Below are 18774 nucleotides of genomic sequence, written 5' to 3'. Positions count from 1 at the left end.
GCTGTTCGTCGCCTTGTCGGTAGCGGCTGCGGCCGCGCCGGCGGCGCAGGCGTACCCGACGCGGCCGATCCGCATGCTCGTCGGTTTTCCGACCGGCGGTGAACGCCGCGTTCAATCCGAAGCTCCCGTACCGGGCAGCAGCGGATTTCAGCGGGGTCATCCTCGTCGCGACCGCGCCGGTCGCGCTGACCGCGCACCAAAGCGTGCCGGCGAAGACGCTGAAGGAGCTCATCGCGCTCGCGCAGGCCGCGCCGGGCAAGCTCAACTACGGCTCGGCGGGCGTGGGCGGCAGCCGTTTACGGCGCCTGTGCTCGCGCAGCCCCATCAGGAGTGACGACAGATGCTCTTCGGCGAAGCGGTGATGATCAACTGGAGCGACGTGGCGGTGGAGCACCGCCACGCGTATTACGAGTGGCACAGCCGCGAGCACATGGTGGGCCGCGTCGCCATTCCGGGGTTCAGGCGCGGCCGGCGCTACATCGCGGCGCGCGCGAGCCGCGACTTCCTGGTGTGCTACGAGGTCGAGAACATCGGCGTGCCGACGAGCGAGGCGTACATGATGAAGGCGAACGCGCCGAGCCCGCTCACGCAGCGCACGACGCCGTTCGTGAAGAATGCCTCGCGCGGGCTCGCGCGGGTGCGCGCGTCCTTCGGCATCGGCATGGGCGGCGCCGCGCTGACGCTGCGTTTCGACCCCGACGGCGCACGCGCAGAGTCGCTCGAAGCGTGGCTGACCACCGAAGCGCTGCCGGCGCTGTCGAACATCGCCGAGATCACGGGTGCGCACTTCATGATCGCGGACCGGGAGGCGAGCGCCGTCGTGCCGGTCGAGCGCCAGGGCCGTCCCACCACCGTGCCGAACCGGATCGTGCTCGTCGAGGGCGTGTCGGTCGCAGCGCTCGAAGAGCTGTGCGAAGCGTATCTCAACGACGCGGCGCTGCGGCGCAACGGCGCGGGCGCGGACATCGTGCGCGACACCTACACGCTGCAGATCACGGTGTCGGCTGAACCTTAATCGCCCGCCCGGAGCTCGCGATAGGCCGCTTCCACGTCGGCGGCCATGCGCCCGTCGCGCACCAGGCTCTCCCGGCGCTGGAGGTAGATGTCGCGCACGAAGAGGTAGTTGTCGAGCGCGGCGGTATTGAGCAGGTTACCGGCGTCCAGCAGCCCCGCGCGAGTGTCGACGACGCGCGTGCCCTGCACGGCGAGCTGGGCGCCGACCGGGTTTACCAGGGACAGCGGATCGGTTGCGAAGTCGACCGCGGTGCCGAAACCGTCCCGCACGTTGCTCGAGCCCAGCAGCGGCAGCACGAGGTAGGGCCCGCGCGGCGCGCCCCAGACCGCGAGCGTCTGCCCGAAGTCCTCGTTGTGCTTCTCGATGCCTGCCTCGGAGGCGATGTCGAAGAGTCCGAGCACGCCGATCGTCGAGTTGATCAGGATGCGGCCCAGATCGCCGTACGCCGTCGCGAATTTCCCCTGCAGGGTGTTGTTCAGCACATTGCGCACATCGCCGACGTTCGAGAACACGTTGCCGATGCTCGTCCTCACGAACTCGGGCACCGTGGCCCGGTAGCCTTTCGCAGCCGGCTGGAGCACTCGTTTGTCGAGCCCCTCGTTGAAGTTGTACACCTTGCGGTTGAACGGCTCGTAGGGATCCGGCGAGCCGGGCGCAGTGGCGCAGCCGGTGAGCGTTGCGGCGATCGAGAGGCCCAGGATGACGGCGGCCAGGCGTGGTTTCATGTCGTCCCCCCCAGGGTCGGCGCGCGGTCGGTCGCGCGTTCGCCATGATGCGCCACACCGTGGCGGCGAATATGTCGCTCGGGTTTCAGTACGTTTCCGCCGTTATAAAGCCGTCGATACCCTCACGCAACAGCTCGGCCGCGCCTGACCTTCGCCGTGAACTTTGCGACAATATCGGCGAGATACATTCGATGGGAGCGATCATGAGCGACAGCATCCCGAATCCCGTTTCGTCTTCGGACCACATACGCGGCGCGCAGGACGCTACGGTCACGATCGTCGAGTACGGCGATTTCGAGTGCCCGAACTGCAAGCAGGCGGCGCCCGCGGTCGCGGTGATCATGAAGCACTTCGAGGGCCGCGTGCGGCTCGTCTTCCGCCATTTCCCGCTGGAGGAAGTCCATCCTCACGCGCTGCTCGCGGCCGAGGCGGCCGAAGCCGCCGCCGCGCAGGGCCGCTTCTGGGAAATGCACGACCGGCTCTTCGACAGCCAGCCGCGCCTCCAGCTTCCGCGGCTGCGCGAGCTCGCGACCGACCTCGAGCTCGACCTGAAGCGCTTTTCGGAAGAGCTGAGGGATCACGTGCACGTGCCGCGCGTGCGCGAGGACGTCGCCGAAGGCCGGCGCCTCGCGGTACGTCACACGCCGACGTTCTACGTCGACGGCGCGCTGTGCGACGTGTCGTTCGGGGTGCAGCTCCTCGAGCGCGCGGTGGAGAAGGCGCTCCGGCCTTAGGCCTGTACCCGGAGCAACTGCTCCAGCCTGCCGGGATCGACGGGCTTGGTCACGTGGTGGGTGAAGCCGGCCTCGGATGCGCGGCGCTGGTCCTCGATGTCGAGCAGGATCACGTCGGGCCGGAGCTCCGCCGTCGCGGTCAGCGCGATCGAGCCGTCGTGGACGACTTTCACGGTGTGGCCGCCGAGCTCGAGCAGGGTCGCGAGGCTCGTCGCCGCGTCGACGTTGTCGTCGGCGCCGTACCCGCAGTCTTCGCCATCGAAAGTCTTCCGGGCCCGCGGTGGCACGCGTGGGTGAGCGGGCGGCGTGTAAGGTTGTCTTTTTTGCCGTCGGTGCAAACGGCATGCCGCCACGCGCGGCGTCGCCGCGGGTTAGCATCGATCCCATGCGACTGCTCACCGGCACCAGCGGCTACTCGTACAGGGAATGGCTCGGCCACTTCTATCCTGAAAAGCTGGCCGTCGGCGAGATGCTGCGCTACTACGGCGACCGCTTCGAGACGGTGGAGATCAACAACACCTTCTACCGCATGCCGTCGGAGAAAGTGCTCGCGCAGTGGGCGGACGAAACGCCGGAGCGCTTCACGTTCACGCTGAAGGCGCCGCGGCGTATCACGCACGACCAGCGCCTCAAGGAGTCGGAATCGACCGTCGCGGAATTCCTGCGGCGCTGTGACGCCCTGGGCGGAAAGCTCGGCCCGATCCTCTTCCAGACGCCGCACTACCTGAAGAAGGACGTCCCGCGCTTACGCGACTTCCTCGCGCTGCTGCCGCGGGAGAAGCGCGTTGCGTTCGACTTCCGGGAACGACACGTGGCATGCCGACGACGTGTACGACACCTTGCGCGAGCGCGGCGCGATGTTCTGCGTCACCGACAACGAAGAGGGCGATACGCCGTACGTCGTCACCGCGGACTGCGCCTACGTGCGGCTGCGCCGCACGCAGTACGACCAGGCCGACCTCGCCGCGTGGGCCGGGCGCATCGCGGAGCGGCGCCTCGACCGCACCTACGTCTACTTCATGCACGAGGACGAAGCGCTCGGCTGCCGCTTCGCGACGATGCTTCAGGAGGCGTGGAAGGGGCGCGTGACGTAACGAACTTCGTCATGCTGGCGACGAGCTCCAGGCTGTGGCGGCTCGCTCCGCGAGCGCCACGAGCTGCCGGTGCACTTCCTTTGCTATGGGAATGCCGAGCGTGCGGTTCTTCTCGCGTTCCCGGAAAGCGCGCTCCGAAGGGATGCGGATCGGCTCGTTCGGGTCGAGGCGCGGCGTATTGCGCACGTTCTCGATCAGATCGTGCAGGGCCAGGTCGAACTCGCCGCGCGGCATCAGCACCTCGGGATCGAACACGAGGAACATGAAGGCGTAGTCCTGCTTCGGGTACGCGCGCGACGCGCCCGCGAGCAGGCACATCGACTGGATGCCGAGCGACAGCGCGTAGCCGCGGTGGTCGCCGAACGGGAAGACGCCGCCTTTGAGCGCTGCGTGCGGATCGGTGGTCGGCTGTCCGTTCGCGTCGATCGCGATGCCTTCGGGCAGCGATTGCCCGGTGCGGCTGCGCAGGATCACTTCGCCGAGCATCATACCGGCGGTGCCGAAGTCGACGATGAACGGATCGCTCGAAGTCGGAAACGCGAACGCGATGGGGTTGGTGCCCAGCGCCGGCTTCGCGCCGCCGTGCGGCAGCACGAGGTGCACGCCGGTCGCCATGTGGATGCCGACCAGGCCTTCGCGCGCGATGTGCTCCAGGTAGTACGCGTTGCGACCGCTCATCTGGCTGCGATACATGCCGACGATCGCGATGCGGCTTTTCTTCGCTTTGGCGATCGCGGTCTTCATCGCCTGGTAGACCGCGTAATAGCCGACGTTGTTGCCGCCGTCCATCATCGCCGAGACCTCGGTTTCGTGCACGACCTTGACCGGCTCGCGCGGCTGGTGCGTGCGCGGATGATCGTTGATGGTGAGGATGCGAGGCAGCCCCGCGAACGGGTAGCCGCAGAGCGCCGCGTCGACGAGGTGCGCGGTGATGACTTTGGCTTCTTCTTCCGACTGGCCGATGGCGCGCAGCGCCTTGATGCCGAGCGTCGTGGCCTCTGCGACGCTCAATACGATGTCTTTGCTCATCCCCTGATTTTAGACCAGCGCCTGCATCGCCAGCGCGTGCAGCCACTGCCTGAAGTAAAAGCGGATGGTGCCGGGCGCGTGCGCCATGAACACCACCGCGAGCTCTTCGGAAGGATCGACGAAGAAGTACGGCCCGGTCGCGCCCGCCCAGTTGAACTCGCCTCGCGAGCTGACGGCACCCCCGCCGCCGGCCGAACGCCGGACCGCGACGCCGAGGCCGAAGCCGTAGCCGTTGATGTTCGGCCACTGGCGCAGGCGGCTCGAGTCGATCTCCGGGCCGATGTGATCGGCGGTCATGTACTCGACCGTCTTGCGGCCGAGGATGCGCGTGCCGTCGAGCGCGCCGCCGTTCAGCAGCATGAGCGCGAAGCGCAGGTAGTCCTGCGCCGTCGACACGCCGCAGCCGCCGCCGCAGGCGAATTTGTGCGGCTGGGTGCTGTCGCGCATCGGTTGCGGCTTGCCCGTCAGCGGATCGCACGGCAGCCCCTTTGCGAAGCGATGCACGCTCTCCGGCGGAACGACGAAACCCGAGTCGTTCATGCCCAGCGGTTTGAAGATGCGCTCGTCGAGGAACGCCGCGAGCGGCTGCGCCGTCACCGCCTCGATCGCGAGGCCGAGCACGTCGAAGCCGAAGCCGTAGTCCCATTTCGAGCCCGGCTCGTAGTGGAGCGGCAGCTCCGCCAGCTTCCTCAGGAATTCGCCGCCGCTCATGCGTTCCGCAACGTCGGATGAGGAGCTCAGGTAGCGCTTGAAGAACGCGGTGTCGCCGCGATTGCCGTAGGTGACGCCGGCGGTATGGCGCATCAGGTCCTGGATGGTCATCTCGCGCTGCGCGGGAACGCTGTCGCCGACGTGCTCGGCGTCGGCATGCGCGCGCGCCGTCGCGACTTTCAGCTTCGCGAGCTGCGGCAGATAGCGGCTGACCGGCTCGTTCACCATCATCCGGCCTTCTTCGTAGAGCGCCAGCGCCGCGACGCTGACGATGGGCTTGGTCATGGACGCGATGCTGAATACCGCGTCGACGGGCATCGCGGTCTGCGCCTGGCGGTCGAGATGGCCGAACGCCTCGAGGTAAGCGAGCTTGCCGCGGCGCGCGATCGCGATCACCGCGCCGGGGAGCCTGCCTGCGGCGATCTCCGAGTTCACCGCGGCGCCGATGCGGCCGAGGCGCTCGCTCGATAAGCCGACCGCTTCGGGCTCGGCGCGTGGGATGGAAGGTATGTGGGATGGCATCGTCGAAATCCGTAAAGGGAACGCTCGCTATACTACCTCTGCGTCTCGCCCGCAAATTCCAACGAGGAGGAGGTGAGCCTTGCGCATCGCTACGACGGTTTGCGCGCTCGCGGCAGTCTCGATGAGCGCCGCCGCGCACGCTCAGGAGTATCCGACCAAGCTCATCCGCATGGTGGTGCCGGGTCTGCCGGGCGGATCGGCGGACATCATCGCCCGCATGATCGGCGCCAGGCTCAGCGAGCGCTATGGCCAGCCGGTGGTGACCGAGAACCGCAGCGGGGCGGGGCAGATGATCGGCTTCGACTACCTGGCGAAAGCGCCGCCGGACGGACACGTGCTGCTGCTCGGGACGATCACCTACACGACGACCGTGGCGACGCGCGCATCGCTCCCGTTCGATCCGGCGAACGACATCACCGGCGTCACCATGATCGGGCAGGGGCCGCTGCTGCTCGTCGTGCACCCGTCGCTGCCGGTGAAGTCGGTGAAGGAGCTGATCGCGCTCGCGAGATCGCGCCCGCATACCATCAACTACGCGTCCTCGGGCACCGGGACGATCGTTCACCTGGTCGCCGAAGATTTCGCGTCGCGCGCGAAGATCGACATCGTGCACGTGCCTTACAAGTCGATCGCGCCCGCAGTCACCGACGTCGTCGGCGGCCACGTGCCGATGATGTTCGCCAGCCTGCCGGCGGCCTGGCATCACGTCAAATCGAACCGGCTGCGCGCTTTGGGCGTGACGACCGCGAAGCGCTCGCAGTTCATGCCCGGGCTGCCGACGATCGCGGAAGCAGGCGTCCCCGGCTTCGAGGCGTCGACGTGGTGGGGCCTGTTCGCGCAGGGCAGGACGCCCAAAGAGACGGTGGCGAAGATCAATGCCGAGATCCAGAAGATCGTCGTCGCCGACGACATCAAGACGAGATTGAATGCCGAGGGCGCTCAGCCGGTGAGCGGCATGACTTCGGATGCGTTCAACGCGCTGCTGCGGCAGGAGATCGCGTCGTGGCGCGCGATCGCCAAGGAGCGGAAGATTCAGGGGGAGATGTAGCGGGCTATGCCGCAGCGAAGGCAAAGGCGTCGCCGTCCAGCTTGCCTGCTTTGGCCGCCGCGGTTGTAGGATCAATGCACCCGAAGCGCCGCAAGGATGCCCTCATGGCCGTCGACGTCGAAGCCCTCCGCGCCTCCATCAGCCAGTCGCGCCCGCCGTTCTCGCTCAACAAGATCGGCCACGTGGTGCTGAGGGTCTCGGACCTGAAGCGCTCGATCGAGTTCTATACGGGCGTCCTCGGCTTCAAGGTCTCCGACATCTACGGCGACGACATGATGCCCGGCGGCATGGTGTTCATGCGCTGCAATGCCGATCATCACGGCATCGCGCTCGTCGGCGGCGCTTCCGGGCGCGCGGGCAAGGGCGATCTGCATCACCTGGCGTTCGAGGTCGGATCGCTCGACGAAGTGTTCCGGGCGCGCAAGCATCTGCGCGAGCGCGGCGCGACGATCGTGTTCGAAGGCCGCCGGCGCGCCGGCGTGCAGGTCGCGATCGAGTTTCTCGATCCCGACGGCCACAACCTCGAGATCTACTGGGGGCTCGATCAGATCGGCCCCGACGGCGTGGCGCGTCCGGCGAGCGAATGGCGAGGCGCGAAATCCTTGGAGGAAGCCATCGCCGATCCGCCTCCGGGCCAGGTCCCGGTCGTTCACGACGAGAGCCTGATCGAGCGCAAGTAGCGCGTTCAGAAACGGATCACGCCGGGCTCGCGGTGAGAAGGGCCGCGAGACCAGGCATTCGCCGCCGTTGGTGGAAGCCATCGTTTCACCCCCTTCGGGTTCGTCAACTTCGACCGGGGCATCATGCCAAAATACCCGGCGCGCCGCTCGGCGCGGTCGCACACAAGGAGGAGAACATGAAGCTGCACTATTCACCGGCCTCGCCGTTCGCGCGCAAGGCTTGGGTCACCGCCATCGAATGCGGTTTCGGCGACAGGCTCGAGCTCGCGGCGACCAATCCGCACGAATCCACTCCCGCGCTCGTCGCGGCGAATCCGTTCAGCAAGGTCCCGGCGCTCGAGCTCGACGACGGGGAGATCGTCATCGAGAGCCTGCTCATCTGCGAGTATCTCGACGACATGGCCGGCGGCGGCATCGTCTTTCCGAAGGATCGCGCCGAGCGCCTGGCGATGCTGCGCCGGCACGCGGTCGCGAACGGCCTCATGGAGGTCTCGGTGCTGCGCCGGGTCGAAAGCCTGCGCGCCAGAGATCCGGATCGCGACAAGAACATCGCGCGTCAGGCGGCGATCGGCAAGCGCGTTCTCAATCGGCTCGAGGCGGACGCCGGCTCGCTCGGCGACGCGCGCGACCTCGCGAACCTGTCGCTGGCCATCGCGCTCGATTACCTCGATTTCCGCTTCGCGTCCGACGCGTGGCGCGAAAGCAGGCCGAAGCTGGCGGCATGGCACGACCGCTATTCGAAACGCGATTCGCTGCAGTCGACGATGCCGAAGTGACGGAGCGAGCCATGTATTACGAGAGCAACTGGATCCACAGCTTCCCGCAAAACTACCAATGGTCGAACGCGACCCTGATCACCAAGGGGATGGCGCCGTACGGCGCGGTGGCGCTGGGCGAGATCGACGAGATCGTGCTGCGGCTGCACGCGCGCGCGGACGAGCCCCACGCGTGGTGGGAGGAGTGGTGCGCGATGGCCGAGCGCGTCGAGAAGCTCGGCGACGAAGCCGCCGCCGCGGGGCACCACGCGACCGCCGGCAACTACTACCTGCGCGCCGGGATGTACTACTTCACCGGCGAGCGCATGGTGCCGCCGGGCGAGCAGAAGACGGGCATCTACAAGCGCAGCCTGCGCTGCTCGCAGGAAGGGTTGAAGCGCCGCTATCCCGAGCTCGAGATCGTCGATGTGCCGTACGAGAATTCGGGCCTCGCCGCGTATTTCCTGAAGACCACGCGCACCAGGGGTCCCGCGCCGACGGTCGTCCTCTTCAACGGTCTCGACAACTGTAAGGAAATGAACGTGCTCTTCGCGGGGGCCGAGCTCGCGTTTCGCGGTTTCAACTGCCTTGCGATCGACGGCCCGGGACAGGGCGAGTCGCTGCGGCTGCGCAACCATCCCTCGCGCTACGACTACGAAGCTGCGGGCACGCCGGCGTACGAGTACGTCGCCTCGCGTGCCGACGTCGATCCCAAACGTGTGGCGATCATCGCCTACAGCGCCGGCGGCTATTACGCGCCGCGCGTCGCCGCGTTCGAGAAGCGCTACGCGGCGTGCGTCGCCTGGGGACCGCATTACGACTATCACGCGGTGTGGGAAAAGCGCTACGCGGCGATGAAGAAGGACGGCAACAGCGTCGCGACTTCGCACTTCCAACTGCCGTGGGTGCTCGGCGTCGCCGACATGGCAACCGCGATGGAGAAGCTGAAGAAGTTCACGCTCGAAGGCGTGGTGCAAAAGCTCGAGTGCCCGCTGCTCATCACCTGGGGCGCCGAGGACAAGCTGACGCCGCGCGAGATCGCCGACCGGCTCTACAAGGAAGCGGGCTCGAAGGACAAGACGCTGAAGGTCTTCGACCGGGCAACCGGCGGCTTCGAGCACTGCCAGGCCGACAACCGCCAGGTGGGGACCGATTACATCTGCGACTGGCTCGAAGACCGGTTGCGCTGAGGAGACGCCATGAGAGAGTCGCGGCGTTGGATCGTCGCATTGCTGGCGCTGCTCGCCACGGGCGCCGGCGCGCAGGAGTATCCGAGCAAGCTGATCCGCATGGTCGTGCCGTTCCCGCCCGCGGGCGCGACCGACAATTACTCGCGCATGCTCGCGAAAGAGCTGCAGGCCTCGTTCGGGCAGACGGTGATCGTCGACAACCGCACCGGCGCGACGGGGCTGATCGGCACCGAGCTCGCGAAGCGCGCGCCGGCCGACGGCTACACGCTGCTCTTCACGTCGAACACCGCGCACGTGCTCGGACCGCTGCCGCGCGAGCCGCGCCCGTTCGACGCGGCTGCGGACTTCACGCCGATCACCAAGCTCGTGCGCTATCCGCTGTATCTGCTCATCCATCCTTCGGTGCCGGCGAAGTCGCTGAAGGAGTTCATCGCCTTCGCCAAGAACCGTCCGGGGCAGCTCATCTATGCGAGCTCCGGCCAGGCGGGCACGAGTCATCTGGTTGCGGAGCTTTTCAACGAGGCGGCGGGGATCAAGGCGGTCCACGTGCCTTACAAGGGGACGACGCCGGCGATCCAGGCGACCGTCGCCGGCGAGACCCACTACCTCTTCAACAACATCGGCGTGTCGCAGCCGCTGGTCGCCGCGGGGAAGCTCAGGGGCCTTGCCATCACCGGCGAGAAGCGCTCGCCCGCGCTGCCGGAGATGCCGACGCTCGCCGAGCAGGGGATCCGCGGGCTCGAGAGCGCGCAGACCTGGCTGGGGCTGCTCGCGCCGGCGAACCTGCCGCAGCCGCTGCTCGCCAAGCTGCACGCGGAAGTCACGCGGATCATGAAGACACCCGAGATGGAGAAGCGCATCCAGACGGACGGCTACGTGCTCGCCCTGAACACGCCCGCGCAATTCAAGAGTGAGTTGCAGGGCGAGGTCGCGACGTGGTCGCGCGTCATCAGGCAGCGCGGGATCAAGGCGGAGTGATGGCGGAAACGCAACGCGCGCCGAACTACTTCATGTACTTCCCCGACAGCTATCGCTGGTCGGCGGAGATGATGGCGCTGTTGAGCGCGGCGCCTTACGGAGGACCCGAGATCGCCGAGATCGACCGCGCCGGCAGGAAGCTCAAGGCCCACGTCGGCGACGACGATGCGTGGTTTCGCGTGCTGCGCGAGGAAGGGGAGGTGCTCGATCGCCGCGCGCGGGATGCGGAAGGGGACGGGCACAAGCTCACTGCCGCGCAAAACTATCTGCGCGCATGCTCGCTGTATCAGCACGCCGAGCACTTTCGGCAGCCGAAGGACGACGCGGCGCTGGCGGTGTTCCAGCGCTCGATCGAATGCTTCGGGAAGTTCGCCGCGCTCACCGACCGCCCGCGCATCGAGCTCGTCGACGTGCCGTTCGACGGCGGCGCGTTTCCCGCGATCTTCGTGCACGCGGAGAACGCGAACGCGGACCGCACCCCTGCGGTGGTGCGCTTTCCCGGCTTCGATACGCAAAAGGAGCTCCAGTTCTTCCGCGGCGTGACCGACATCACCCGCCGCGGGATATCGGTGCTCGTTGTAGACGGGCCCGGCAGCGGGGAAGCGCTGCGTATGCGCGGATTGCTGCTGCGTCACGATTACGAGATCGCGGGGAGCGCGGCGATCGATTACCTCGAGACGCGCAAGGACGTGGACGCAAAGCGCATCGGCATCGTCGCGCTCTCCCTCGGGGGCTATTTCGCGCCGCGCTGCGCCGCGTACGACGCGCGCTACAAGGCCTGCGTGATCTGGGGCGCGATGTGGGACTATCACGAGACCTGGCGCAAGCGCATCGAGCGCCTGCGCAATGCCTCACTGTCGGTGCCGCCGCATCACCTGCTGTGGGTGACCGGCACGAACGATTACGACGAGGCGCTGAAAAAGATCGAAGGGCTCCGCCTCGACGGCGTCGCGCAGAACGTGACGTGCCCGGTGCTCATCACCCACGGCACCGAGGACGAGCAGGCGCCGCTGGAAGATGCGCGCAAGCTCTACGACGCCCTCGCGTCGCAAGACAAGACGCTGCGCATCTTCGACGCCGGGGAGGGCGGCGCGCAGCACTGCCAGCGCGACTATCTCACCCACGTCGGGGCGGTGATCGCGGACTGGCTGGTGGAAAAACTGTAAAGCCGTGCGGTGCGCTGGCGCGCACCCTACAAATGGCTACAGCAGGCAGTTACTCGGGGATCTTGGTCGACTGCCACGCGATCATGCGCCACGTGCCGTTCTGGTTTTCCCAGACGTCGGTGAAGCGGACGCGGAACGAGTTGGGCTTGCCGTTGGAATTGACGCTGATCGCGGCGACGCCGGTGAGGACGACCGCGTTGCCGAGGTCCTGTGCCTTGACCTCGGACGGGACGACCGACGTGTAGACCGTCGTTCCCGATTCCATCCCCTGGATGATGCTCTCCTTGGTGTCCTGGCGCGCGGACGAGTGGGTGTAGACGAGCCCTTTGCACAGCATGCCTTTGAGCGCCACGGTGTCCTTCTGCGCCATCGCGGTCATGCGCTGCTTGTCGCGCTCGATGATCATTTCTGCGTTGCCGGCCATGTCGCTCTCCTTGCGTGATGAAGCGACGAGTGTAGCGCCTCCGCGCTATCCTATGCGTCAGGAGGAGTGACCCATGAAAAGAACGTTCGCATTGACCCTGCTCGCGTGCAGCGCCACGTGCGCGCTCGCGGCCGAATATCCGACCAAGCCGGTCCGTATCGTGACCCCGTTCCCGCCCGGCGGCAGCGTCGATCTCGTCGCGCGCCTGATCGGCACCGAGCTGTCCAAGCCGCTCGGACAGCAGGTCGTCATCGACAACCGCAGCGGCGCCTCGGGCATCATCGGCACCGAGCTCGCGAAGAACGCGGCCCCCGACGGCTACACGCTGCTCGTCAACACGCTGCCTTTCGTCACCAACCAGTTCGCGTACGACAAGGTGCCGTACGATCCGATCAACGATTTCGCGGCGATCTCGCTGCTCACGTCGGTGGCGTCGGTGCTGGTCGCCCATCCGTCGCTGCCGGTGACGACGATGAAGGACCTGATCGCGCTGGCGAAGGCCAAGCCGGGCGCGATCACCTACGGCACGGCCGGCGCCGCGACCAACCCCCACATCGCGGGCGAGCTCCTGAACAACCTCGCCAGGATCAAGCTCGTCGCGGTCCATTACAAGGGCGGCGGCCCGGCGACCGTCGCGACGCTGAGCGGCGAGACGCAGCTCTACTTCGTCAACGCCATACCCGAAGCGCTGCCGCACATCCGCGCCGGGAAGCTCAAAGCGCTCGGCATCACCGCGACGAAACGCAACGCGAGCGCGCCCGACATCCCGACGATGGCCGAAGCCGGGCTGCCGGGCTACGAATTCACCACCTGGCAGATCCTTGCCGCCCCGAAGGCCACGCCGGCGCCGATCATCGCGACGCTGAGCGAGAAGGTGCGCGCCACGCTCAAGGCGCCCGACGCGATGAAGCGCTGGCAGGATCGCGGCTTCGACGTCATCGCGAGCACGCCGCAGGAGATGACCGCGCATCTCAACAGCGAGGTCAGGAAGTGGCGGGCGGTCTTCAAGGAACAGCACATCAAGGCGGAGTAACGCCATGGCAGGCGTCAGCTATCTCGAAGACCTGAAGCCGGGGCAGACCTTCGGCTCGGGAACGCTGACGGTGGACGCCGACGCCATTACGTCGTTCGCAGCGCAATTCGATCCACAGCCCTTCCATCTCGACGAGGCGAGCGCGCGCGAAACGTTCTTCGGCGGGCTGGTGGCGAGCGGATGGCATACCGCCGCGATGACCATGCGCCTCCTCGTCGGCGGCGAGCTCAGGCCCGCGGGCGGACTGATCGGCGCCGGTGTCGACGAGCTGCGCTGGCCGCGGGCGGTGCGTGCCGGCGACGTGCTGCGCGTGAGCACCGAGGTGCTCGAAGTGCGCGAGTCGAAGTCGCGTCCGGACATCGGCTCGATCAAGCTCAGAACCACCACGCTCAATCAGGACGACGAGCCGGTGCAGGTGTTCGTCGGCAACCTGATCGTGCAGCGTCGTCCGCGCGCGTGAGTCCCGGCTAATCTTCCAGCATGAGCTGTCGCCCGGCGCCGGGCGCGCGCTTCGGAAACGTTTCGCTGGTCACGAAGTCGCTCGCGCGCACGGTGTGGCGCTCGGCGCCGCGCTGACCCTGCCAGCCGCGGTTGACGAAGCTCAGGTAGGGCGACGGCGGTCCCGCCAGCGACGGACCGTAGGTCGCGGCGACCCAATGCTCGTCGTAGCCCAGCGAGATCAGCACCGTCGGGAAGATGTTCAGATGCGAGGCGTGGTCGAACAGCGTCTCGCTCGATCGGAAACCCGCACCCTTGCGATCGCCGGTGATCGCGAGCAGCGGCACCGAATACTCCTCCGCGGCGGGATCGCCGTTGCAGTGCGTCGCGCGCTTCGTCAGGTCCTGCCCGTGGTCCGACGTGTAGACGAGAAGGATGCGGTCGAACGGCAGCCCGCGCGAGAGACGCTCGAAGAACTTCCCGGTCGTATGCGACACCGCCGCGGCGTACTTTTCCGCGCGCGATGCGTTGGCTCGGACCGCATCGGGCGGATAGTTCATCTCGTAGGGGAAGTGCGCGCCTTTCTTCACGACGTAAATGAACGCCGGCCGCGGACTCTTCAGGCGCTTGTTCAGTATGTCCGCGATCGCGATGTCGGTCTGCGCGTCGCGTTCGGCCGGGACGAACTCCTCGATGAGCTCGAGCTCTTTCGGGTTCAGGTAATTCTGCTTGCCGCCGGTGGACTGACCGTCGATCAGCACCGTGGCGAATCCGGCGGCGCGCGCGTAAGCCCAGATCATCGGATTGGTGCGCGGATCGTAGTCAGCGTGCGCCGCTTCCTCGCGCCGCACGCCCCAGCGCAGCAGCGCGTTGCTCGGCGCGCTGCAATTGGTGGTCGACGCCGCTTCGCCGAAATCGGCCACCGGGAGGCCCTGCGTGCGGCGCGCGACGAGACGCTCGTAAGCCTCGCGCGTCACGCTCTCGTCGACGATCACCACGATCTTGCGGAATGGGGAGGCGCGGACGGGGCGCGCGTCGAGCGGCCGCGGATCCGGCGCTCTCGCGTAAAGCGCGGGTATCCCGAATGCGTACAGATTGCTTTCCGCCACCGAGCTCGGCGGCTGCAACACCATGCCTGCCGCGGTGAATCCGAGCAGCGCGAGCGTCGCGAGCGGCGACGCGCGTCGATGCGTCGCGAGGCGTTCCGCGACACCGCCGCTCCTGCGCGCGAGCCACCGCAGCACGACGAAAACCGCGATCAGCGCGGCAGCGCGCGCCGTGGCGGGCAGTATCTTCGCGCCGTGCTCGATCGAGACGTTGCCGAGCTGGCCGATCTCGTGCGGCAGCCATTCGATCACGTCGACGGTCAGCGCCTCGCGCATGATCGAGAGGTAGGCGTAGTTGACCGTCAGCGACACGAACGCGCAGGCGAGCAGCGCCCACAGCAGCCACGCGCGCGCCGCGATCGTGAACGCGGCGAAGGTGACGAAGCCGCACGCGATCCAGGCGGTGTAGAGCGCCGTCTTGGCGGGCGGGCGCGTGGCGTTCGTCGCGACGTCCACGACGATCGTCCAGTTCATGACGAGGTAAGCGGCCAGCGCGGCGATCACGAGCGCGATCGCGAGCGACCGGCGCGGCCGGGTCGGCCGCGGTCCTGCGGACATCAGGCGGGAATCTCCTCGTATTACGCTTTTGTTACGAACAGATGGAGCTTACCGCTATTCCGTCCGAGGGCGCTCATATCGGGGTGCAAAGTTCCGCAATACGGAAATGCGCGGGCCTGCGCCCTGCATGATTCAGAGGGTCTAAACGTGTTTACGCGAAGAGAGGTTTGCGATGAAGGCGCACCTCACAGCCGCGGCTGTTTCTCTGATTCTGGGCGCTTACGCCATGGCCGCCGATCTACCGAAGGTAGACCCCGCGCCGGCCGATCGCGGTGCAGCATCGATGCACCCGGACGCCATCAAGCTCTGCGAGCGGCTCGCGGGCATGGAGCGCGAAATCTGCATGCAGCAGGCGCTGGAAAACCAGCGCCTGGCGGTTCCGCCGCCGGTCGGGGCGACACCGGCTACGCCGGGAAGCGGAACGGTGCCTGCGCCCGGAACGGCGAAGCCGGCGCGGTAACCACCCCCACCCTAGCCCTCGCCCCGAGGGGGAGGGAATGCTTCGCGGATGATCTGTGAACCGGTCGCGCGCCACACGTGCTCGTGCGCAACGACGTGCGCGAGCGCCGCATCGAGGTAGCCGATGCGAAACGGCTGCCCGATGAGAAACGGGTGCAGCGGCAGAGCGAGGAGGCGCGGATTCGCCGCGCCGTCGCGGTAAAGCACGTCGAAGGTCTCTTCGATCATCCTGCCGTAGCGGTCGATCTCGATGCGCCGGTCCCACAGCGCATTGACGTCGTCGAGCGGCAACGAAACGGGCAGGGCGCATAGCTCGCCCTGCGGCACGTTCATGCGGTAGGGCTGCTCGTCGTTCGCCCAGTCGCACACGTAACGGATGCCGGCTTCGGCGAGCAGCCGCGGCGTCCTCTCCGACTCCCCCGCTTCGGGTCCCCACCAACCGGTCGGCGCCGTGCCGGTCGCCTGTGCGACCGCGTCGAGCGACGTGCGTATGTAGCCGCGCTCCTCGGCTTCGGACATGAGGCTCGTGATCGGGCGCGAAGCCGAGAGGCCGTGCGCGACGATCTCGCCGCCGCGCGCCGAGCAGTGCCGCACCAGCCACGGATAGTGGCGTGCGGTCATCGCGTCGATCGCGATCGTCGGCGGGATGCCGTGCTTCTCCAGCACGTCGAGCACGCGGAAGACGCCGACCCGGTGGCCGTACTCGCGGTGCGACCATGCGGTGACGTCGGGGAAGGGACCCCAGCCGTAGCCGCCGGCGAAGTTGGGCGGCTGGTAACTTCCCTCGGGGCGCTTCCACTCGGCGTGGCCGAGCGAGACGATCGCGCACACCGCGACGCGCGCTTCATGCGGCCAGCGTAACTGCGGGCGCGTCGCGTTCAGCGGCGACCACGCGTAGTGCTCGTGGTCCATGCCGCGGCGGAACGCAGGACGTGCGTATCGGGCGTCAGCGGCCATCGATACGCTCCGCGTGCGCGACCGCCGCATCGTAGGTATGCGCGAGATAGTGCTCGGCGATCTCGTCGGTGGTCGCCTGCCACACGCCGGCGTGCGACAGGATGTGCTCGAGCACTTCGGCCAGATACTTCACGCGGTCCGGCCGTCCCATGAGATAGGGATGGAACGCGATGCACATACAGCGTCCGCTGCCTTCGCCCTCGCGATAGAGCCGGTCGAACTGCGCCTTGCAGATCTTCGCGTAGTAATCGGCATCGAAGTGGCGCGTGAAGAGCGACGCGTCGTTGAGCTCCGAGGTGTAGGGCACGCACACGAGCTTTCCCGATCGCACACGGACCGGCAGCGGCTGGTCGTCGATCTTCCAGTCGGTCTGGTAGACGAAACCGGCTTCGGCGACGAGGTCCGGCGTGCGCTCGGTGTTCGACGCGGCGGGTCCCGACTGGCCCTTGATCTCGCGGCCGGTATGCTTGCGAAAGAGCTCACGGCACGTGACGAGCACCTCGCGCTCCTGTTCTTCCGACAGCGTCGTGAGAAAGCGCGTGTTGTAGTAGCCGTGGTTGACGAACGCCCAGTCGCGCTCGAGCATCGCCTCGGCGATGTCGGGGAAATGCTCGAGCACGCCGATGTTGAGCGTCGTCGAGCAGCGCACGCCGTAGTGGTCGAGCACCGGCAGCAGGCGCCAGAAACCGACGCGGTTGCCGTATTCGTGCGCGGAGTACGTTTGCGCGTCCGGCAGCGGCATCCGCGGCCACGGATTGCGCGCGCCGTCGAGCGGCGGCAGATACTCGTAATGCTCGACATTGGGCGCCACCCAGAACGCGACGCGCGCACCGTTCGGCCAGCGGATGACCGGCCGGTCGATGAGCGGCAGATAGTCGACGCGATTCGGCGCGAGCGATGCTTCGGCCATGCCGTCCTCCCGACAGTGATTATAGAATCCCGGAGGCTTGAGGGCGTTTTCTACCGCAGAGGACGCAGAGGACGTCGAAGGCGTAGGGAGCGAGTAAGGCAGGCGCGGGAGAGTCGTCATTCCCGCGAAGGCGGGATCCATTTTCAAAGCGCAAACGTCAAAATGGATTCCCGATCAGCTCCGCTACCGCGGGTCGGGAATGACGATCTTCAATCTGCGTCCTCTGCGATTGATTGCTTTTGATTCCGAGGAGCACGCGTTGCGTAAAGCAGCATCGATACTCGCGATCATCGGCCTGAACGGCGTCGGTACCTGGGCAATCGCACAAAGCTACCCCGTCAAACCGATCCGCATGCTGTTCGGCTCGACCGCGGGCAGCGGCGCCGGCGACACCTCCGCGCGCTTGCTCGCGCAGAAGATGGGCGAGATCCTCGGGCAGAACGTGATCGTCGAGAACCGTCCCGGGGCGGGCGGCTCGATCGCCGACGAAGCGGCGGCGCGCGCGCCCGCGGACGGCTACACCATCCTCTACGCCGCGGGCGCGTCGGCGATCCTGCCGGCGCTGCGTCCGAGGCTCGGCTACAACATCGAGCGCGATCTCGCGCCGGTGTCGCTCGTAGTGATCACCTCGTTCGCGCTCTCGGTGCACCCCAACGTGCCGGTGAACGACGTGAAGGCGCTGATCGCGCTCGCGCGGGCGCAGCCGCGCAAGCTCACGTTCGGCTCGCCCGGGGTAGGCAGCTCGGCGCACTTCGCGGCGGAGCTCTTCAACATGATGTCCGGCGTGCGCATGCTGCACGTGCCGTACAAGGGACCGGCCGAAGCGGTGACCGCGCTCGTCGGCGGCGAGATCGATGTCGCTTTTCCCAGCGTCACCGCCGCGCTGCCGCTGGTCGGCGCGGGCAAGCTGAAGACGCTCGCGGTGAGCTCGGCCCGGCGCGCGCCGCTGTTACCCTCGGTGCCGACGATCGAAGAAGCGGGATTGCCGGGCTATGCGAGGGCAGGGTGGAACGGCGTGCTCGTCCCCGTCGCGACGCCTAAGGACATCGTCGGCAGGCTCAACGGCGCGATCGTCAAGGGCATCAACACGCCCGAGGCCAAAGAGCAGCTCGCCAGGCTCGGCATCGAGGGGCAGCCCGGCACGCCCGAGCAATTCGCGGCGTTCATCAAGAACGAGCTCGCGCAGAACGCGAAGGTCGTGAAGTTCGCCGGGATCAAAGTCGAATAACACAGGAGATCGTC

Annotated in this window: 22 protein-coding genes; 14 read left to right on the top strand and 8 right to left on the bottom strand. The window is 67.2% G+C overall.

The genetic code is table 11. The features are described from left to right. Positions 1 to 98: 98 nt before the first annotated feature. Both VHP37_24875 and VHP37_24870 read left to right on the top strand, forming a co-directional pair. A complete protein-coding gene (locus VHP37_24875; protein HEX2829603.1) occupies positions 99 to 362 on the top strand; it encodes a tripartite tricarboxylate transporter substrate-binding protein in 264 nt (87 codons plus the stop codon). Further along, on the top strand, positions 341 to 1015 hold the full coding sequence (locus VHP37_24870; GenBank protein ID HEX2829602.1) for a hypothetical protein: 675 nt from the start codon (positions 341 to 343) through the stop codon (positions 1013 to 1015). Before VHP37_24875 ends, VHP37_24870 begins: the two co-directional genes overlap by 22 nt. Here VHP37_24870 and VHP37_24865 read toward each other — a convergent pair. After that, positions 1012 to 1740 carry a VacJ family lipoprotein gene (locus VHP37_24865; GenBank protein ID HEX2829601.1) on the bottom strand — a complete coding sequence of 243 codons (729 nt, stop codon included), beginning with the start codon at positions 1738 to 1740 and terminating at the stop codon, positions 1012 to 1014. The genes VHP37_24870 and VHP37_24865 overlap by 4 nt on opposite strands. A 203-nt stretch (positions 1741 to 1943) precedes the next feature. On the opposite strand from VHP37_24865, the gene VHP37_24860 reads away from it, so the two are divergent. Next, a complete protein-coding gene (locus VHP37_24860; protein HEX2829600.1) occupies positions 1944 to 2474 on the top strand; it encodes a DsbA family protein in 531 nt (176 codons plus the stop codon). On the opposite strand, the gene VHP37_24855 is transcribed toward VHP37_24860, so the two are convergent. Further along, positions 2471 to 2761: a hypothetical protein gene (locus tag VHP37_24855; GenBank protein ID HEX2829599.1), complete on the bottom strand. Its 291-nt coding sequence runs from the start codon at positions 2759 to 2761 to the stop codon at positions 2471 to 2473. The two genes, VHP37_24860 and VHP37_24855, sit on opposite strands and share 4 nt — an antisense overlap. Before the next feature lie 498 nt (positions 2762 to 3259). Here VHP37_24855 and VHP37_24850 point away from each other — a divergent pair, with 498 nt between their 5' ends. Then, positions 3260 to 3568, top strand: a complete 309-nt coding sequence (locus VHP37_24850) for a DUF72 domain-containing protein (GenBank protein HEX2829598.1) — start codon at positions 3260 to 3262, stop codon at positions 3566 to 3568. 9 nt (positions 3569 to 3577) lie between these two features. On the opposite strand, the gene VHP37_24845 is transcribed toward VHP37_24850, so the two are convergent. Next, positions 3578 to 4597 carry an Ldh family oxidoreductase gene (locus VHP37_24845; GenBank protein ID HEX2829597.1) on the bottom strand — a complete coding sequence of 340 codons (1020 nt, stop codon included), beginning with the start codon at positions 4595 to 4597 and terminating at the stop codon, positions 3578 to 3580. A gap of 9 nt (positions 4598 to 4606) precedes the next feature. Continuing rightward, positions 4607 to 5830 (bottom strand): serine hydrolase domain-containing protein, encoded by a 1224-nt coding sequence (locus VHP37_24840; protein HEX2829596.1) that lies wholly within the window; start codon positions 5828 to 5830, stop codon positions 4607 to 4609. A 79-nt stretch (positions 5831 to 5909) separates the two neighbouring features. Here VHP37_24840 and VHP37_24835 point away from each other — a divergent pair, with 79 nt between their 5' ends. The 6 genes from VHP37_24835 to VHP37_24810 all read left to right on the top strand — a co-directional run bounded on the left by VHP37_24835 (position 5910) and on the right by VHP37_24810 (position 11647). After that, a complete protein-coding gene (locus VHP37_24835) occupies positions 5910 to 6878 on the top strand; it encodes a tripartite tricarboxylate transporter substrate binding protein (GenBank protein ID HEX2829595.1) in 969 nt (322 codons plus the stop codon). Between the two features lie 104 nt (positions 6879 to 6982). Continuing rightward, positions 6983 to 7558, top strand: a complete 576-nt coding sequence (locus VHP37_24830) for a VOC family protein (protein HEX2829594.1) — start codon at positions 6983 to 6985, stop codon at positions 7556 to 7558. 176 nt (positions 7559 to 7734) lie between these two features. After that, positions 7735 to 8334 (top strand): glutathione S-transferase family protein, encoded by a 600-nt coding sequence (locus VHP37_24825; GenBank protein HEX2829593.1) that lies wholly within the window; start codon positions 7735 to 7737, stop codon positions 8332 to 8334. A gap of 11 nt (positions 8335 to 8345) precedes the next feature. Then, entirely contained in the window at positions 8346 to 9503 is a 1158-nt protein-coding gene (locus VHP37_24820) for an alpha/beta fold hydrolase (GenBank protein HEX2829592.1), read from the top strand. A 9-nt stretch (positions 9504 to 9512) separates the two neighbouring features. Beyond that, a complete protein-coding gene (locus tag VHP37_24815; protein HEX2829591.1) occupies positions 9513 to 10481 on the top strand; it encodes a tripartite tricarboxylate transporter substrate binding protein in 969 nt (322 codons plus the stop codon). After that, positions 10481 to 11647: a prolyl oligopeptidase family serine peptidase gene (locus VHP37_24810; protein ID HEX2829590.1), complete on the top strand. Its 1167-nt coding sequence runs from the start codon at positions 10481 to 10483 to the stop codon at positions 11645 to 11647. The genes VHP37_24815 and VHP37_24810 overlap by 1 nt, the downstream gene beginning before the upstream one ends. A gap of 49 nt (positions 11648 to 11696) precedes the next feature. On the opposite strand, the gene VHP37_24805 is transcribed toward VHP37_24810, so the two are convergent. Next, complete coding sequence (locus tag VHP37_24805; GenBank protein HEX2829589.1) at positions 11697 to 12071, bottom strand: nuclear transport factor 2 family protein; 375 nt, start codon at positions 12069 to 12071, stop codon at positions 11697 to 11699. A gap of 73 nt (positions 12072 to 12144) precedes the next feature. On the opposite strand from VHP37_24805, the gene VHP37_24800 reads away from it, so the two are divergent. Both VHP37_24800 and VHP37_24795 read left to right on the top strand, forming a co-directional pair. Beyond that, positions 12145 to 13104 (top strand): tripartite tricarboxylate transporter substrate binding protein, encoded by a 960-nt coding sequence (locus tag VHP37_24800; protein ID HEX2829588.1) that lies wholly within the window; start codon positions 12145 to 12147, stop codon positions 13102 to 13104. A gap of 4 nt (positions 13105 to 13108) precedes the next feature. Then, positions 13109 to 13564 carry a MaoC family dehydratase gene (locus tag VHP37_24795; protein ID HEX2829587.1) on the top strand — a complete coding sequence of 152 codons (456 nt, stop codon included), beginning with the start codon at positions 13109 to 13111 and terminating at the stop codon, positions 13562 to 13564. A 7-nt stretch (positions 13565 to 13571) separates the two neighbouring features. Here the strand turns inward: VHP37_24795 and VHP37_24790 are convergent, their stop codons facing one another. Then, positions 13572 to 15206 carry a sulfatase-like hydrolase/transferase gene (locus tag VHP37_24790; GenBank protein HEX2829586.1) on the bottom strand — a complete coding sequence of 545 codons (1635 nt, stop codon included), beginning with the start codon at positions 15204 to 15206 and terminating at the stop codon, positions 13572 to 13574. A gap of 172 nt (positions 15207 to 15378) precedes the next feature. On the opposite strand from VHP37_24790, the gene VHP37_24785 reads away from it, so the two are divergent. After that, entirely contained in the window at positions 15379 to 15666 is a 288-nt protein-coding gene (locus VHP37_24785; protein HEX2829585.1) for a hypothetical protein, read from the top strand. Between the two features lie 11 nt (positions 15667 to 15677). Here VHP37_24785 and VHP37_24780 read toward each other — a convergent pair whose 3' ends face one another. Then, positions 15678 to 16622, bottom strand: coding sequence for a polysaccharide deacetylase family protein (locus tag VHP37_24780; GenBank protein HEX2829584.1), 945 nt, complete (start codon positions 16620 to 16622; stop codon positions 15678 to 15680). Next, positions 16612 to 17532 (bottom strand): polysaccharide deacetylase family protein, encoded by a 921-nt coding sequence (locus VHP37_24775; GenBank protein HEX2829583.1) that lies wholly within the window; start codon positions 17530 to 17532, stop codon positions 16612 to 16614. Before VHP37_24775 ends, VHP37_24780 begins: the two co-directional genes overlap by 11 nt. A gap of 259 nt (positions 17533 to 17791) precedes the next feature. Here VHP37_24775 and VHP37_24770 point away from each other — a divergent pair, with 259 nt between their 5' ends. Next, positions 17792 to 18760 (top strand): tripartite tricarboxylate transporter substrate binding protein, encoded by a 969-nt coding sequence (locus VHP37_24770; protein HEX2829582.1) that lies wholly within the window; start codon positions 17792 to 17794, stop codon positions 18758 to 18760. Positions 18761 to 18774 lie beyond the last annotated feature (14 nt).

This window comes from Burkholderiales bacterium, from assembly GCA_036262035.1.
GTDB lineage: Bacteria > Pseudomonadota > Gammaproteobacteria > Burkholderiales > SG8-41 > JAQGMV01.
Note: the sequence above shows the minus strand (reverse complement) of the source record. Positions and strands in the feature narration are given on the sequence as shown.

Bases quoted from the DNA above. Each gene is read 5' to 3' on its own strand.
- VHP37_24870 (HEX2829602.1), top strand. From the start codon at position 341: ATGCTCTTCGGCGAAGCGGTGATGATCAACTGGAGCGACGTGGCGGTG.
- VHP37_24815 (HEX2829591.1), top strand. From the start codon at position 9,513: ATGAGAGAGTCGCGGCGTTGGATCGTCGCATTGCTGGCGCTGCTCGCC.
- VHP37_24785 (HEX2829585.1), top strand. From the start codon at position 15,379: ATGAAGGCGCACCTCACAGCCGCGGCTGTTTCTCTGATTCTGGGCGCT.
- VHP37_24775 (HEX2829583.1), bottom strand. From the start codon at position 17,532: ATGGCCGAAGCATCGCTCGCGCCGAATCGCGTCGACTATCTGCCGCTC.
- VHP37_24830 (HEX2829594.1), top strand. From the start codon at position 6,983: ATGGCCGTCGACGTCGAAGCCCTCCGCGCCTCCATCAGCCAGTCGCGC.
- VHP37_24840 (HEX2829596.1), bottom strand. From the start codon at position 5,830: ATGCCATCCCACATACCTTCCATCCCACGCGCCGAGCCCGAAGCGGTC.
- VHP37_24860 (HEX2829600.1), top strand. From the start codon at position 1,944: ATGAGCGACAGCATCCCGAATCCCGTTTCGTCTTCGGACCACATACGC.
- VHP37_24780 (HEX2829584.1), bottom strand. From the start codon at position 16,622: ATGGCCGCTGACGCCCGATACGCACGTCCTGCGTTCCGCCGCGGCATG.
- VHP37_24865 (HEX2829601.1), bottom strand. From the start codon at position 1,740: ATGAAACCACGCCTGGCCGCCGTCATCCTGGGCCTCTCGATCGCCGCA.
- VHP37_24845 (HEX2829597.1), bottom strand. From the start codon at position 4,597: ATGAGCAAAGACATCGTATTGAGCGTCGCAGAGGCCACGACGCTCGGC.
- VHP37_24800 (HEX2829588.1), top strand. From the start codon at position 12,145: ATGAAAAGAACGTTCGCATTGACCCTGCTCGCGTGCAGCGCCACGTGC.
- VHP37_24805 (HEX2829589.1), bottom strand. From the start codon at position 12,071: ATGGCCGGCAACGCAGAAATGATCATCGAGCGCGACAAGCAGCGCATG.
- VHP37_24790 (HEX2829586.1), bottom strand. From the start codon at position 15,206: ATGTCCGCAGGACCGCGGCCGACCCGGCCGCGCCGGTCGCTCGCGATC.
- VHP37_24810 (HEX2829590.1), top strand. From the start codon at position 10,481: ATGGCGGAAACGCAACGCGCGCCGAACTACTTCATGTACTTCCCCGAC.
- VHP37_24820 (HEX2829592.1), top strand. From the start codon at position 8,346: ATGTATTACGAGAGCAACTGGATCCACAGCTTCCCGCAAAACTACCAA.
- VHP37_24825 (HEX2829593.1), top strand. From the start codon at position 7,735: ATGAAGCTGCACTATTCACCGGCCTCGCCGTTCGCGCGCAAGGCTTGG.
- VHP37_24795 (HEX2829587.1), top strand. From the start codon at position 13,109: ATGGCAGGCGTCAGCTATCTCGAAGACCTGAAGCCGGGGCAGACCTTC.